The following is a 15,532-nucleotide window of genomic DNA, read 5'->3' as shown; positions in this document are numbered from 1 at the left end:
ATGATGTCACATAAATTTCGGCCAGGGCTGCATGCGTTCTGGTTGTGGCTCAGGCTGTTATGGAAACGCATTGACGAGGATGGCATGACGACCCAGGCCGGTAATCTGGCTTACGTCTCATTGCTGGCCCTGGTGCCACTGATTGCGGTCGTGTTTGCCCTGTTTGCGGCGTTTCCGGTCTTCTCTGATATCAGCGTGCAGCTGAAGCAGTTTGTTTTTAATAACCTGATGCCCGCTGCTGGCAACACGCTGCAGCGCTATCTTGAGCAGTTTGTTGCTAACGTAAACCGGATGACGGCTGTCGGGGCAGTCGGTCTTATCGTGACGGCCTTACTGCTGATGCATTCGGTTGATACCGCATTAAATACCATCTGGCGCAGCAACAAGAAGCGGCCGATGGTTTACTCCTTTGCGGTCTACTGGATGATTCTGACGCTCGGCCCGCTTCTGGCGGGTGCCAGTCTGGCGATCAGCTCTTATCTGCTGTCACTGCGCTGGATTAACGCAACCGGCGTGACCAGCCTTGTTGATCAGATGCTGCGCATTTTCCCGCTTCTGCTGTCGTGGCTCGCCTTCTGGTTGCTCTACAGCATTGTGCCCACCCAGCGGGTGCCACCGCGCGATGCGCTGATTGGCGCGCTGGTGGCTGGCGCGCTGTTTGAGCTGGGTAAAAAGGGCTTTGCGCTCTATGTTACTATGTTCCCCTCTTATCAGCTGATCTACGGCGTACTGGCCGTGATCCCCATTCTGTTTCTCTGGGTCTACTGGACCTGGTGTATTGTGTTGTTAGGCGCTGAAATTACCGTCGCGTTAGCCGACTATCGGCAGTTAAAACAGCAGCACAAAGAACAACAACGCGAGGAAACATGATTGCATTGATTCAACGCGTGCAGCGCGCCAGCGTCAGCGTCAATCAGGACGTCATCGGCGAAATCGGTGCCGGTTTACTGGTTTTACTGGGCGTGGAAAAAGGCGATGACAACGCGCGTGCGGAACGTCTCGCAGAACGCGTACTGGGCTATCGCATCTTTAGTGATGAGCAGGGCAAAATGAACCTGAGCGTCCGCCAGGCGGGTGGCAGCGTGCTGGTGGTGTCGCAGTTTACGTTAGCCGCAGACACGCAGAAAGGCATGCGCCCCTCTTTTTCGGGCGGCGCAGAGCCTGCTGAGGCTGAACGTCTGTATGACTACTTCAGCGACTGCTGTCGCCAGCAGGGCATTACTACGGCGAACGGCCGTTTTGCTGCGGATATGCAGGTCTCGCTGGTGAATGATGGGCCTGTGACATTCTGGTTGCAGGTGTGAGATCGTCAGCTGAGCGGCAGGGAACAGGCCACACATCCGAGCGGGAGAAACATTACATGTATCACCTTCGCGTGCCACAGACGGCGGAAGAGCTGGATATCTATTATCAGTTCCGCTGGGAGATGTTGCGTAAACCGCTGCGTCAGCCGCAGGGGTCTGAACGTGACGCCTGGGATGCCCTGGCGCATCATCAGATGGTAGTTGATGAACAGGGAAATCCGGTCGCCATTGGCCGCCTCTACATCAATGCCGACAATGAGGCCGCTATCCGCTTCATGGCCGTTCATCCTTCGGTTCAGGGCAAAGGGCTGGGTACGCTGATGGCGATGACGCTGGAGTCGGTAGCGCGTCAGGAAGGGGCGAAGCGGGTGACCTGTAGCGCCCGCGAAGATGCCGTCGCCTTCTTCGCTAAACTCGGCTACATCAATCAGGGCGAAATTACCGCGCCGCAGACGACGCCGGTACGCCACTTTTTGATGATCAAACCCGTCGTCACGCTTGATGACATCCTGCATCGTGCTGACTGGTGCGGCCAGCTTCAGCAAGCCTGGTATGATCACATTCCGCTTAGCGAAAAGATGGGTGTGCGAATTCTGCAGTTTACCGGGCAGAAATTTATTACCACCATGCCTGAAGCGGGCAACCAGAATCCACACCACACGCTGTTCGCTGGCAGCCTCTTCTCACTGGCAACGCTGACCGGCTGGGGACTAATCTGGTTGCTGCTGCGCGAGCGTCATCTTGGCGGCACCATCATTCTGGCGGATGCGCACATTCGCTACAGTCAACCCATCAGCGGACGGCCTGGCGCGATTGCCGATCTGGGCTCACTGAGTGGCGATCTCGACCGCCTGGCGCGCGGACGCAAAGCGCGCGTGCAGCTTGAGGTGGAGTTGTTTGGCGATGATGAATGTGGCGCTGTGTTTGAAGGGGTTTACATCGTCCTGCCTGCCGATCCTGACGGGCCGCTGGAGGAAGGCGGTTCCGGCGCACGTATTAATTAACAATCAGGGCCGCATCCACGGCCCTGATGTGATTAACGTACCTCGCCAGCCTGCATGACCTGCTGTACCTGCTGACTGTCCGTTGTCACCGACAGCGTGCCATTCACTGTCGGGCGCAGTGGCTGGCCTGCGGCTAATGCGCCTCGCAGTTGCAGCTGCATATTGCTGTCACCGGTTAACGGCAATGCGGGCCATCCCCAGTTCTGCAACACATTCACCGGCACTGCACGACCTGTGAGTTGCAGCGTCAGCGGACGAGCGGGCTGCTGGCCGACGGTTGCCGTCCCTTCAAGCAGACCCTTGTTACTGAACGCACTCAGCTCGGTAACCTGAATCTGTTGCGGGTCGGCACTCAGCGCAATCGACGGGTGACGCAGATCGGTGCGGTTAAAGGTTGATTCTGCCGCGTTCAGGCTCAGCTTACCCGACCAGATCCCCCACTGATGCTGCTGCGCCAGCAGCAGGTTTTCGCCGTAACCATCCAGTGACGTCAGCTGGAAGGGAAACGCCGGATTGATGTCGATAATCAGATTACGGTTAGAGGTGAAACGCGTCACTTCAACGCTATCCAGCCATGCGGGCAGTGTCGCCTGCCAGCGGTCGCGCCACGCCTGCGGCAGGGTATATTCCAGTCCGGCAACGGCCAGATTTTTCAGCGTCAGGCGTTTATCACTGCGTGACCACTCACCGTCAGCCCGAATCACCCCGTTCGCCCAGCGAGAACTGAACTGCGTCAGCGCCACGCCCTGCGGTGAGAAATCCAGGTTAATGATGGGGTCATTAAGCTCAAATCCGCCATTAATAAAATTGCTGGCATTCAGCGCCAGCGACCCATCGTTGCTCTGCCAGTCATCCCCCTGCCAGTTAACGTTTCTCAGCGTCAGGTCCAGATCGGTCACCGCCCAGTCCGGCCCCTGCAGTCGGGCATCGGTCATGTCGAGTCGCGTAATGGCAATCGAGGGAACAACCTGCAGGCTATGCAGAAAATCTTTCAGGCTGCTGGCGGTCTGCAGACGAATGTCGTTCAGTCTCAGCTGATTAATTTTCCAGTTGCCCTGAGCATCGCGCTCACCATTACCGGTCATGGAGCCGCGGGCCAGGTCGGCACCAATATTGTCAAAGCGCATCCGGCCCTGGGAAACACTGCCCTGAATCAGGACGTTTTCACCCGGCACCTTGTTCAGTGTCATGCTGCCTGCGCTCATCTGGAAGCGGGCATCGCGACCCAGCATAGTCTGGGAGGTCGGTTTCCACGGCAGAATGCCGCCATTCACCTGCTGAGCAAACAGCGGTAACGCGCTGTTGGGGCTGTCGATGCGCATGTTATTGAGCTGCAGGCGGTCGGCCTGAATCGGTAGCGCGCTGTCTGGCGTCAGATTAGCCAGATTCACTTCCCCGTCGCGCAGCTCAAGGCTGCTGAAATGCAGTGGATCGCTGAACTGAATCAGTGCCAGACCGAGATCGACCCGTTTCGCCACCAGAACCGCAGGCTGCCCATCGTGACCAAAACTGAAGTCATCCAGAATGATGTGAGAGGGAGAAGAGAAATTGTGTTCAATTTTACTCAGGGAGAGATGCCATTCGGTTTTGTCGCTCACCCAACGGCTGAACCAGCCTGCACCCCACTGTGTCTGCAGCAGCACATAAATTACCACAAGGGTGAAAAGCAGCAGCAACAGTATGGTGAGGAAAAACTTTCCAAGAAATTTCATCGCATCCTTCCCGAGTTAAATCCGGTGAGAGGTTGTTATGCCTGAATTACCGTTACAGCTCAACAGCCTGGATGTAAATCCGAATAATTAGCAGGCAGGCCGAAGCCTGCCTCTGGCCTTACTTCTCTGGCGGAAAGATCAGGTTGAGTATGATGGCGGTAATGCCGCCCGCCGCAATACCGGAAGAGAGCAGGGTTTTCAGCCACTCGGGCGCAAACTGCAGGATCAGCGGTTGCTGAGAAACGCCCAGCCCCACCGCCAGCGACAGCGCAATAATCATGATAGCGCGGCGGTTAAGCGGCTCGCGTGACACGATGCGGACGCCCGAGGCGGCGATTGTGCCGAACATCACAATCGTTGCCCCACCGAGTACCGGTTCAGGGATCAGCTGCACCAGACCGCTGACCGCCGGGAACAGACCCAGCACAATCAGCATCAGCGCGACAACAAAGCCCACATAGCGGCTGGCCACGCCGGTTAACTGAATCACGCCATTGTTCTGACCAAAGCAGGAGTTAGGGAAGGTATTAAACAGCGCGGAGACAAAAGAGTTGAGGCCATTCGCCAGCACGCCGCCTTTCAGGCGTTTCATATAGAGTGGTCCGCTGACCGGTTGCTCCGACACATCCGAGGTGGCGGTGATATCACCGATGGTCTCCAGAGACGTCACCATAAACACCAGCATCAGCGGGATGAGCAGATTCCAGTCGAAGCCCAGTCCGTAATAGAGCGGGGTCGGTACCATAATCAACGGCTGATCAGCCGGGATACCCGCCGCAGGCAGCATGCCCATCGCCCAGGCGAGCAGATAGCCCACAGCCATAGCAATCACCAGAGAAGCGACGCGCAGGTAGGGATTCTTCTGCCGGTTAAGCAGCACGATCACCAGCAGCACGGCACCGGCCAGCATCAGGTTTTTCGGGGCACCAAAGGTGTGATCGTTCATCGCGCTGAAACCGCCACCAATGGAGGTCAGGCCCACCTGAATCAGCGACAGGCCGATAATCATCACAACAATACCGGAAACCAGCGGCGTAATGATCCGGCGAGCCAGGTGCAATACGCGCGACAGGACCATTTCAGTGCAGGAGGCCACCATCAGGGTGCCAAACAGCGCCGCCATCATTGTGGGAACATCAGCACCGCCATTTTTCAGCGCCATCCCGCCCATAATCAGAGGTGTCACGAAGTTGAAGCTGGTGCCCTGAATCGACAGCAGACCCGACCCTACCGGTCCCCAGGTTTTGATTTGCAGCAGTGATGCCACGCCCGAGGCAAACAGCGACATGCTGATAACGTGCCGGGTATCTTCTGCGGGCAGGCCCAGCGCCTGACAAATCAGAATCGCTGGCGTGATGACCGCAACAAACATCGCCAGCAGATGCTGGCCGGCGGCAAACAGCGTTTGCGGCAGCGGGGGACGATCTTCAAGACGATAAATCAGTTCGCTTTGCGTGACGGAAGGCTGGTCTGGCTGAGGTGTGGTGGACATCTTCTGTTCTTCCCAAAAAATAGTGTGGCGATTGTAATCATCCGCAGGCTAAAAGCAATCGTTTGCCCGGCGGGGATAAAAAGGCCATACAGGAATGGAGAGCCGTCAGACGTTGGTATAACGGGTGTTTTCTGGCAGCCAGCGTTCAATCAGGGCGCTGGCCTGCTCGGGATAATGCTGGTGGATATGGCGCGCCACACGCTGAACTTCCGGCACCATCGCTGCATCGCGCAACAGGTCGGCTACTTTGAACTCAGCGTTGCCGGTCTGACGCGTGCCCAGCAGTTCACCCGGTCCGCGAATCTCCAGATCGAACTGGGCAATCACAAAGCCGTCATTGCTGTCGCGCAGCACCTGAAGACGCTTTTGCGCCGCCTTGCTTAGCGGTGCTTTGTAGAGCAGCACACAGTGCGAGGCCACAGCGCCACGACCGACACGGCCTCGCAGCTGATGAAGCTGTGCCAGGCCTAACCGCTCCGGGTTTTCGATAATCATCAGGCTGGCATTAGGCACATCTACGCCGACCTCAATCACGGTCGTCGCCACCAGCAACTGCAGTTCATTCGCTTTAAACGCCTGCATCACCGCCTGTTTTTCCGCGGGCTTCATCCGGCCATGTACCAGCCCAATGTTTAAGTCGGGTAACGCCGTTTTCAAAGATTCCCAGCTGGCTTCTGCCGCCTGTGCTTCCAGCAATTCTGATTCTTCGATCAGAGTGCAGACCCAGTAAGCCTGACGTCCCTCGCGGCAGGCATGTTCTACGCGTGACACAATCTCATCGCGTCGTGAGTCGGGGATTGCCACCGTCGTCACCGGTGTGCGTCCCGGCGGCAGCTCATCAATGGTTGAGGTATCGAGATCGGCATAGGCGGTCATCGCCAGGGTGCGCGGGATAGGGGTGGCGGTCATGATCAGCTGATGCGGATGGAAACCCTGCTCCTCGCCTTTTTCCCACAGCGCCAGACGCTGGTGGACGCCGAAGCGGTGCTGCTCATCAATAATGACCAGTGCCAGTCCCTTAAACTGCACCTGCTCCTGAAACAGGGCGTGTGTGCCCACGACCATCGCCACCTGACCGCTGGCTATCGCTTCCTGCTGTGCCTGGCGCGCTTTGCCTTTCTGTTTGCCAGCCAGCCAGCCTACCTCAATCCCCAGCGGCGCAAACCACTGGCGGAAGTTGCTGGCGTGCTGTTCAGCCAGCAGCTCGGTCGGGGCCATCAGCGCAACCTGTTTGCCATGGGCGATAACGTTCAGCGCAGAGAGCGCGGCGACCAGGGTTTTACCTGAGCCGACATCGCCCTGCACCAGCCGCATCATCGGAAAGTCATTGGCCAGATCGTTTTCTATCTCTGCCACCACGCGCTTCTGCGCATTGGTTGGAGAGAAGGGCAGCGTAGCCAGCAGCTGGTCGCTAAGATTGTGTCGCGGCGGCATCGGTAATGCGTAATAGCGCTGGGCACCGGCGCGTACCGCCAGCATGCTGAGGTTGTGCGCCAGCAGCTCTTCCAGAATCAGTCTGCGTTGTGCCGGATGACGACCACTTTCCAGCTCACTGAGGCGAAGATCGGGCGGAGGACGATGCAGTGTGCGGAGCGCATCAGGCAGGCTGATCAAACCGCCGCTCAGCTCCTGCGGCAGCAGTTCGGCAATGGGACAGCTCTCCAGCAGCGTCAGCGCCTGGTCGGTGAGATTACGCAGCGTAGCCTGTCGAATGCCCTCAGTGGTGGGATACACCGGCGTTAAGGTCTCTTCCAGCGTCACATTGCTCTGGTCGCCCTGAATCCGGTACTCGGGATGGATAATCTCCGCGCCACGCTGGCCGCGTTTAATCTCACCATAGGCGGTGACGCGACGTCCCGGCGACAGATTGTTCTTCATCCCGGCATTGAAATTGAAAAAGCGCATCGTCAGTACACCACTGCCATCGCTGATCTGGCACACCATCATCCGGCGGCGACCAAAGGTGATCTCAGTGTGCAGCACTTCGCCTTCTACTGTGGCCCAGATGCCGGGCAGCAGATCGTCAATGGCATAAAGCTGGGTGCGATCTTCGTAACGTAGCGGGAGATGAAGCAGGAGGTCCTGAATCGTGTGCAGGTCGATTTTGGCCAGTTTTGCTGCCTGGCTGGCACCGACGCCGGTCAGGGTACTGAGCGGGATGGCATCCAGCAGACGGCCTTTCATCTTTTTTTACCGGTCGATTGCATGGTAGCCCACCAGCTGGGGTCGGCGTCGACGTCGCCCTGCGCATTGATGCGCGGATAGGGTAAACCTTTCTGCTTCGCAACCCGCGCCAGCACCGGGAATCCGCCTTCGAACAGCAGGCGTTGCTGCTCATCTTCATCCAGCAGGCTGTAATCGCGCAGGTAAAGACCGGCGTTCTGCCGCTGCCGCTGAGCTTCATAGAGGATCAGCGCACAGGCTACCGAGACATTCAGTGACTGCACCATACCCACCATCGGAATCACGATCTTACGATCGGCCAGCGCCAGTGCTTCTTCGGTGATGCCCGTTTTCTCCTGTCCCATCAGGATGCAGGTCGGAAGGGTGTAATCGATCTCACGGAAATCAACGGCATCGTCAGAAAGATGGGTCGCTAAAACCTGCATCTTCTGCTGTTTCAGCTGTTTTACGGCATCGCCGATGGTGGGATGGGTGACCACTTTTACCCAGCTGTTGCTTCCGGCAGACGCGGAAGCCTGGGTGCGCATCCGCTGACCAGGCCAGACGGCATGCACTTCGTGGATGCCGACAGCGTCGGCTGTGCGGATTACCGCCGACACATTGTGCGGTTTATGCACCTGCTCCATACAGACGGTAAGATCGTGCTGGCGCAGTGCCAGCATCGCCTGAATCCGGGCAAAACGTTGATCGTTCATGCCTAATTACGGTTACGATGGACTTTGATCACATCCGGCATCACGCGAATTTTACGCATGATATTCGCCAGATGGACACGATCGCGTGCAGTCAGGCGGATAAAGGCGCTGTAGACGCGGCCATCACGCTCTTCGGTATTCAGGCTCTGAATATTGGAACCGGCCGTGTTGATGGCTGCCGTCAGGTTAGCCAGCGCGCCCTGATGGTTAAACATGTCGACTTTGATCTCTGCCACGAACTCCTGCTCGGTGACTTTATCCCACTCAACCGGCATGAATTTTTCCGGCTCTTTCTGGTAGCCACGGATATTGCGACAGGATTCATGATGCACCACCAGTCCTTTGCCGGGGCTGACATGGGCAACAATCGGGTCACCGGGAATCGGCCGACAGCATTTGGCGAAAGTGATCAACACGCCATCTGCGCCTTTGATCGGCAGCTTACCGCGCTTGCTGTTACTGCTGATGGTCTTGCTGTCAGCCTGTAGCAGGTTCTTCGCCACGACCACACTCATCGCATTGCCCAGACCAATTTCCGCCAGCAGATCGTCAAGCGAGGTCAGCTTCATACGGTCCAGTTCCTGCCTGATATTCTCAGCCGGGACCTCAGCCAGTTTACGGCTGCCGCCCAGCGCATGGCTGAGCAGGCGGCGACCCAGATTAACCGAGTCTTCACGCTTGAGGTTTTTCAGCAACTGGCGAATTTTGGCGCGGGCTTTGGAGCTGACGACAAAATTGAGCCAGGCGGCGTTGGGACGGGCACCTGGCGCGGTGATGATCTCAATCGTCTGTCCGCTGGTCAGGGATTGCGACAGCGGATAAGGCTGGCGGTCAACGCGTGCGCCAACGCAGGCATGACCGATATCGGTGTGAACCGCATAGGCGAAGTCTACCGGCGTCGCGCCGGTTGGCAGCTCAACGATGCGGCCTTCAGGCGTGAAAACGTAAATCTCATCCGGGAAGAGATCGGATTTCACACTTTCAATAAATTCAAACGAACTGCCCGCACTCTGCTGCAGCTCCAGCAGGCTTTGCAGCCAGCGCTGAGCGCGAATCTGTGCGGTGGTGCCACTTTCGCCCGCCTGTTTATAAGCCCAGTGCGCAGCGACCCCCATTTCCGCCATCTGATCCATATCTTCGGTGCGAATCTGCACTTCAACCGGAACGCCGTGCGGGCCGATCATGGAGGTATGGAGCGATTGATAGCCGTTGGCTTTGGGGATGGCGATGTAATCTTTAACGCGGCCCGGACGCGGCTTATACAGACTGTGCATCTGGCCCAGAACGCGATAGCAGGTATCCAGATCTTTCACGATGACGCGAAAGGCATAGATATCCATGATCGAGTGAAAACGCTGCTCTTTCAGCGTCATTTTGCGGTAGATCGAGTAAAGATGCTTTTCGCGACCGCTGACGCGGCAGGGAATGCCCGCTTCCTGCAAACGGCCATCGATCTCAGAAAGAATCTTCTGAATCATCTCTTTACGATTACCGCGCGCGGCTTTCACCACCTCTTTAATCACCCGATAACGGTTCGGGTAGAGGGCCTCAAAACCGAGCTCTTCCAGCTCTGTTTTAAGATGGTGAATACCCAGGCGATGGGCCAGCGGACTGTAAATCTCTAACGTTTCCAGCGCGATGCGGCGACGTTTGTCCGGGCGTAATGACCCAAGGGTGCGCATATTGTGGGTGCGGTCAGCCAGCTTGATGAGTATGACGCGGATATCCTGCACCATCGCCATAATCATCTTGCGGAAGTTCTCTGCCTGCGCCTCTTTCTTGTCGCGGAATTTCAGCTTATCCAGCTTGGAAACGCCTTCGACCAGCTCCGCCACGCTTTTACCGAACAGCTGTTCCATGTCCTGGTATGTGGCAGGCGTATCTTCAATCACGTCATGCAGCAGCGCGGCCATGAGGGTTTCATGGTCGAGCTTCATTTCCGCCAGAATACAGGCCACGGCAACCGGATGGGTGATATAAGGCTCACCGCTGGAGCGTGTCTGTCCCTCGTGGGCATCACGTGCGACAAGGTAGGCTTGCTGGAGGCGCTTGATCTGCTCCTCTGGCAAGTATTTTTCAATCAGTTGATTGAGACTTTCAAACAGATACAAGGGCGACCTGCAGGTAGCTGTTAACGACGACCTTCAGCGATAGCGGTAACGGCCTGTAACTCAGCGGCTTCCTGCTCTTGCTGTTCCTGACGATCACGCACATCTAAAATCTGATTGGTGACCAGACCTTCTTCGATTTCGCGCAGTGCGATAACGGTAGGCTTATCGTTCTCTTCCGGAACCAGCGGATCTTTGCCGCCAACCTGCATCTGACGTGCACGACGTGCAGCGACCAACACCAGGTCAAAACGATTACCAACTTTTTCTACTGCGTCCTGAACGGTTACGCGTGCCATAGGTGTGCTACTCCACAGATGAAGAAATGACTGCGCATCATACTGAAACTGTATTCAGACTGCCAACAGTTTGCTGATTAAAGCATCGTGACGCGCCTTCTGGCGCGCCATACGCAGACGTTCGGCGCGAATAATGGTTTTCAGATCGGACAGCGCCAGATCAAAATCATCATTCACAATTAAATAGTCATACTCGGCGTAGTGGCTCATTTCCGCTACCGCCTGAGCCATGCGACGCGTGATCACCTCTTCGCTATCCTGGCCACGACCGCGCAGACGGCGATCGAGCTCTTCTTTCGAAGGCGGTAAAACGAAGATGCTGCGTGCGCCGGGCATTCTGGCGCGGATTTGCTGCGCACCCTGCCAGTCGATGTCGAGAAACACGTCAACGCCCGTTGCCAGCACCTGCTCAATAGCATGGCGCGAAGTACCGTAGTAGTTGTCGAAAACTTTAGCGTGTTCGAGGAAAGCATCTTCCGCGATCATCTGCTCAAATTCATGTTTCTCAACGAAAAAGTAATGTTCGCCATGGGCTTCACCCGGACGCATACCGCGCGTCGTGTGCGAAACAGAGACCTGCGTATCATACAACGGCTGGGTCTTTAACAGTGCCTGAATCAGGCTGGATTTCCCTGCGCCGCTGGGTGCAGAAACAATATAGAGCGTGCCTTGAGCCATGGTTTTCTTGAATTGATTAAAAGCGGAGTCGATTTCCTGCACAGTATACACAGCTTCCTGCTGCCACGCAGCGTTTGCGCAGCGGCAACAGCCAACTTTTGCGTATCTTCGCGCAAATGTTTGTCAGACGGCGGTAATTAACCGGTTATTGCCACGGCATCCCTTCCACAACGGAACATCCCCGCTCGATGAGATGAAGGCATTGATGTTGAATGCCGCAAAACGTCAGGGGAGAGATTATGAAAGGATTCGGCTGGCCGCTGTTTGCGGCTTTTCTGTGGATCGCGACATGGCCTGCGCACAGCGCCCTTTGTCCTGTCTGGACGCCCAACCGGGCGCTGGAAGAGATCCAGCGCCTGCAACAGCAGCTGCAACACTGGGATGAGGCTTATTATCGACAGGGGCAACACCTGGTGGATGACGCGGATTATGACGCTTTGCAGCAGCGACTCAATCAATGGCAACACTGCTTTAACCCTCATCAACCCGCTTACGCACCGCACCTGCCGGGTAATGGCGAGTCATTGCATCCTGTCGCCCACACGGGTGTAAAAAAGATGCGCGACAAGCTGGCGCTGGCGTACTGGATGCAGGGACGGCGCGATCTCTGGGTGCAGCCAAAAGTTGATGGTATCGCCGTTTCACTGGTGTATCGCCACGGCAGGCTGGTCTCGCTGTTAAGTCGTGGCGATGGATTGCGCGGTGAAGAGTGGCTGGCTAAAGCCGCCTGGATCCCGGCGATTCCGCTGAACATTGAGACCGGGCTTGAAGAGGTGGTGCTGCAGGGTGAGCTATTTCTGACGATGAACGGTCATCAACAGGCGACTGATGGCGGTAAAAATGCGCGCTCACAGGTGGCCGGGGCCATGATGAGTAAGCAGCGGGTTCCCCTGCTGGATTCGCTCGATGTTTTTGTCTGGGCCTGGCCTGATGGCCCCGCCACCATGACTGAACGCCTTGAGCAGCTCAGCCGCTGGGGGCTGGGCGTGGCCGCGAAATGGAGCCACAGCGTCAACGATGACGATGATGTCGCCGTCTGGCGGGATCGCTGGTTTCATGCTCCGCTACCCTTTGTCACGGACGGCGTGGTGGTTCATCAGAGCCTGCGACCTGCGGGCAAAAACTGGCTGCCGGGAGAGGGAACCTGGGCCGTTGCCTGGAAATATCAGCCTCCTGACGTCAGCGCTGAAGTGCTCTCCGTCGATTTTCCGGTTGGCCGAACCGGAAAAATAGCCGTCGTGCTTAATCTGCAGCCGGTGCAGCTTGATGATAAGACAGTCAGGCGGGTCAATGTCGGATCCCTGCGTCGCTGGCAGGAAAGCGATATCGTGGCGGGCGATGTGATCACGCTGAGTCTGGCGGGTCAGGGTATTCCCCGGCTGGAGCGGGTGATCTGGCGCGTAGCAGAGCGCCATTATCCTCAGCCGCCCGACGCGTCGCGTTACACGCCGCTAAGTTGTTATACCTTCAGCGCTGAATGCCAGAAGCAGTTACTGGCAAAATTACGCTGGCTCAGTCAGAAATCGGTACTGAATATTCCGGGCGTTGAGCGCAGCACCTGGCTGCGTTTGCTGGAAAACGGCAGCGTGATAAACCTGTTCAGCTGGCTGACGTTAACACCGCAACAGATCGCCGCTGCAACGGGCTTCTCTCCGGAACGGGCGAATCAGCTCTGGCATCGCTTTAATCTCACGCGTCAGCAGCCGCTTCGTCGCTGGGTAGATGCCCTGGGCGTTTCACTGCCACGGAAGGCGCTAAATACGCTGCCCGATCAGCAGTGGGAAAGCTTAATGCAGCGGGATGCTATGGGCTGGCAGGCGTTACCGGGTGTTGGCGTGGCGCTGGCAAAGCGCCTGACTGAACAGTTCCGTGATGCCCGGCTTCAGGCGCTAATCGCGTTCCTGCAGGAGCAGGGCATTCCCGCCTCCTCAATGATCGGGATGGGGGTAGTTGAAAATCGGCAAACCGAGGCGCAAGCGCAGCGCCAGTAAACGAGCAAAGAATCCAAACAGCAGGGTAATGATGATCACGGCTTCATGCGCCAGCGTAGTTTTCAGCAACAGGATGTAGATCCAGCCAGAGGCGAAAGCGATACCGGCGTAGATCTCCTTCTGAAACACCAGCGGAATGCGATTACAAAACATGTCGCGCAGTACGCCACCAAAAACACCGGTAATCACCGCGCTTATTGCAGCAATAATCATGGCGTGTCCTGAATCGAGCGCCACCTGCGCGCCAATAATGGAAAAGACCACCAGTCCCAGCGCATCAAGCACCAGAAACACCTTTCGCAGGTGCGTCATCAGGGGAGCAAGGAAGGTGGTGATGACCGCTGCGGCTGCCACAATCATGATGTATTCGGGATGTTTCACCCAGCCCAGCGGATAGTGACCCAAAAGAATGTCGCGCACGGAACCGCCACCGATGGCGGTCACTGATGCGATAATGATCACACCGAACAGATCCATTTTTCGACGGCCCGCCGCCAGAGCCCCTGTCATGGCTTCAGCAGTAATACCAATAATATAGAGAACGGTCAGTAACATAGCAGACTCCGGTAAGACAGCGGCAAGGCGATACCCTTGCTCAGGAGACGACGACTGAGATTTTCTGGCGATCGGCGTCCGGGATGAGCGCAGTTTATACCAGCCAGACCTGACGGCGGCATAGAAAGCGTTTTTTGCGAATAGCCTGCGGTGAATATTTGAAAGGGGTAAGAGGGAACGACGGACAGAGGGTTAACGCTTTTCAGCCCGTCACTGGTTCAGTGCGACTGGCTGGCTGACTGCGATCGCCAGAACGGGGCTGGCCGGAAGCCTGGTCTTACCGGGGTAAATAAAACAATTGCCCGCAATGCTATTGAAGCTGTCTGGATAAAAAGAAAAGGCGTGCTGGTTACCCGCACGCCAACGCATCGTTTCGGATGCTCAGAGCCCACCATACAGACTTATTTTATTATTTGTTTCTTGCACGAATTTTAGAAAAAGCTTTCAGGCTAAAATGGTATTCCGGCTGGAACCATGAACGACCATAGTAGCAGTAAATCAGCATGCGAATGGATGCCATCGCAAGGTAACCCCAGATCGCACACAATACTGAAGGTGTCAGCCAGACGGTAAATAAGGTTACGGCAAGTCCGGCTAATACTGAGGAGGTCTCAGCAAAAGCAATGCGGGTATATTGTTTTTCGCGCTGTAATATCGCACGGTAATGCTGACCCTGTGGAATGATAATAAATATCACCGAGACCATCTGCAGCATTAATGCCAGTTCAGGTTGATTAAACAGGTTGTTCAGCAGGTGGCTGCCCGTAAATAACAGACCAAACACCGCGATACCCATCAACATATTCCCCCAGTAGATCGTGGAGAGGTCGTTGATTGAGAGCATACAGCGACGGATCAGCTTATTTGAGAAGCCGCGATCGGCCAGCGTATCTATAGCCAGTAACGCTATCACGGCGATTGCCAGCAGGTTCAGTTCATTCGCCTGCAGGATCTGCGCCAGCAACGAGAGTTGCAGGACACCGATGCCAATAATTTTGATTGAAGAGAGCAGGGACCATTTTGCGCTACTAAGACTGCTTTCACGTATTGCCATAATATACTCGTTAGAGTCCATTGACTCTGTGAGAATTAAATCGTTGTGTAACGGCAAGGAGAGGTTGCTGTGACACCGTTAGTTAGTGCAATTTTTCCGGCCGAAGTCCTGAAATACCTTTCCAGGCTTGCCATGTTATTATGGATTCGATCAAATGGTGCTCGGATAAAAAATAGATATCCCTGGTAAATTCTCTGTTTCGTGTCATGGCGGAATCCCCCGCAGTTAATAAGAATTCCGCCAGATCACGAACAAATCCTGTTGTAGTTTTATATTCTCCTGCCAGCATCCTTGCGGCAATCTCAACGAATTCTTTTTCTGATAACAAAGGATACGTTGAGCGGTCCATGACTTTTTTCCTGCTTTATCATTATGGGTATTGCTGTGTGTGGAATGATTTATACATTGTTTTATTTAATTTAACACCATAAGAAAAGTCTGATTACGCGACCTCAG

Annotated in this window: 14 protein-coding genes; 4 read left to right on the top strand and 10 right to left on the bottom strand. The window is 55.9% G+C overall.

Translation table 11 applies throughout. The features are described 5' to 3' along the window. Genes N5J69_RS19375 through fabY form a run of 3 tightly spaced genes read left to right on the top strand, consistent with a single transcriptional unit; the run spans position 1 to position 2,308 of the window. Positions 1 to 870 carry a virulence factor BrkB family protein gene (locus tag N5J69_RS19375; RefSeq protein WP_279772253.1) on the top strand — a complete coding sequence of 290 codons (870 nt, stop codon included), beginning with the start codon at positions 1 to 3 and terminating at the stop codon, positions 868 to 870. After that, a complete protein-coding gene (gene dtd / locus N5J69_RS19370) occupies positions 867 to 1,304 on the top strand; it encodes a D-aminoacyl-tRNA deacylase (RefSeq protein ID WP_279772252.1) in 438 nt (145 codons plus the stop codon). Before N5J69_RS19375 ends, dtd begins: the two co-directional genes overlap by 4 nt. A 56-nt stretch (positions 1,305 to 1,360) precedes the next feature. Further along, positions 1,361 to 2,308, top strand: coding sequence for a fatty acid biosynthesis protein FabY (gene fabY / locus N5J69_RS19365; RefSeq protein WP_279772251.1), 948 nt, complete (start codon positions 1,361 to 1,363; stop codon positions 2,306 to 2,308). Between the two features lie 32 nt (positions 2,309 to 2,340). On the opposite strand, the gene N5J69_RS19360 is transcribed toward fabY, so the two are convergent. From N5J69_RS19360 to gmk, 7 genes are all read right to left on the bottom strand, one after another. After that, complete coding sequence (locus N5J69_RS19360) at positions 2,341 to 4,020, bottom strand: AsmA family protein (RefSeq protein WP_279772250.1); 1,680 nt, start codon at positions 4,018 to 4,020, stop codon at positions 2,341 to 2,343. Between the two features lie 118 nt (positions 4,021 to 4,138). Beyond that, positions 4,139 to 5,512: a uracil-xanthine permease family protein gene (locus N5J69_RS19355; RefSeq protein WP_279772249.1), complete on the bottom strand. Its 1,374-nt coding sequence runs from the start codon at positions 5,510 to 5,512 to the stop codon at positions 4,139 to 4,141. A 105-nt stretch (positions 5,513 to 5,617) separates the two neighbouring features. Beyond that, positions 5,618 to 7,696, bottom strand: coding sequence for an ATP-dependent DNA helicase RecG (gene recG, locus N5J69_RS19350; RefSeq protein WP_279772248.1), 2,079 nt, complete (start codon positions 7,694 to 7,696; stop codon positions 5,618 to 5,620). After that, entirely contained in the window at positions 7,693 to 8,391 is a 699-nt protein-coding gene (trmH, locus tag N5J69_RS19345) for a tRNA (guanosine(18)-2'-O)-methyltransferase TrmH (RefSeq protein WP_279772247.1), read from the bottom strand. Before trmH ends, recG begins: the two co-directional genes overlap by 4 nt. Before the next feature lie 2 nt (positions 8,392 to 8,393). Further along, complete coding sequence (gene spoT / locus N5J69_RS19340; RefSeq protein WP_279772246.1) at positions 8,394 to 10,502, bottom strand: bifunctional GTP diphosphokinase/guanosine-3',5'-bis pyrophosphate 3'-pyrophosphohydrolase; 2,109 nt, start codon at positions 10,500 to 10,502, stop codon at positions 8,394 to 8,396. Positions 10,503 to 10,522: 20 nt separating this feature from the next. Further along, positions 10,523 to 10,798: a DNA-directed RNA polymerase subunit omega gene (gene rpoZ / locus N5J69_RS19335; protein WP_003851346.1), complete on the bottom strand. Its 276-nt coding sequence runs from the start codon at positions 10,796 to 10,798 to the stop codon at positions 10,523 to 10,525. Positions 10,799 to 10,852: 54 nt separating this feature from the next. Beyond that, positions 10,853 to 11,476, bottom strand: coding sequence for a guanylate kinase (gmk, locus tag N5J69_RS19330; protein ID WP_161732923.1), 624 nt, complete (start codon positions 11,474 to 11,476; stop codon positions 10,853 to 10,855). Positions 11,477 to 11,715: 239 nt separating this feature from the next. Here gmk and ligB point away from each other — a divergent pair, with 239 nt between their 5' ends. Continuing rightward, positions 11,716 to 13,467: an NAD-dependent DNA ligase LigB gene (gene ligB / locus N5J69_RS19325; RefSeq protein ID WP_279772245.1), complete on the top strand. Its 1,752-nt coding sequence runs from the start codon at positions 11,716 to 11,718 to the stop codon at positions 13,465 to 13,467. Here the strand turns inward: ligB and N5J69_RS19320 are convergent. The 3 genes from N5J69_RS19320 to N5J69_RS19310 form a co-directional block, all read right to left on the bottom strand. Beyond that, complete coding sequence (locus N5J69_RS19320; protein ID WP_279772244.1) at positions 13,405 to 14,022, bottom strand: trimeric intracellular cation channel family protein; 618 nt, start codon at positions 14,020 to 14,022, stop codon at positions 13,405 to 13,407. The genes ligB and N5J69_RS19320 overlap by 63 nt on opposite strands. A gap of 409 nt (positions 14,023 to 14,431) precedes the next feature. Further along, positions 14,432 to 15,076, bottom strand: coding sequence for an oligosaccharide flippase family protein (locus N5J69_RS19315; protein WP_279772243.1), 645 nt, complete (start codon positions 15,074 to 15,076; stop codon positions 14,432 to 14,434). Positions 15,077 to 15,158: 82 nt separating this feature from the next. Then, positions 15,159 to 15,425, bottom strand: a complete 267-nt coding sequence (locus tag N5J69_RS19310) for a hypothetical protein (RefSeq protein WP_279772242.1) — start codon at positions 15,423 to 15,425, stop codon at positions 15,159 to 15,161. Positions 15,426 to 15,532 lie beyond the last annotated feature (107 nt).

Origin of the sequence: Pantoea sp. GD03673 (genome assembly GCF_029844725.1) — a bacterium.
GTDB lineage: Bacteria > Pseudomonadota > Gammaproteobacteria > Enterobacterales > Enterobacteriaceae > Pantoea.
This window is presented reverse-complemented; position numbering and strand designations above follow the sequence as displayed.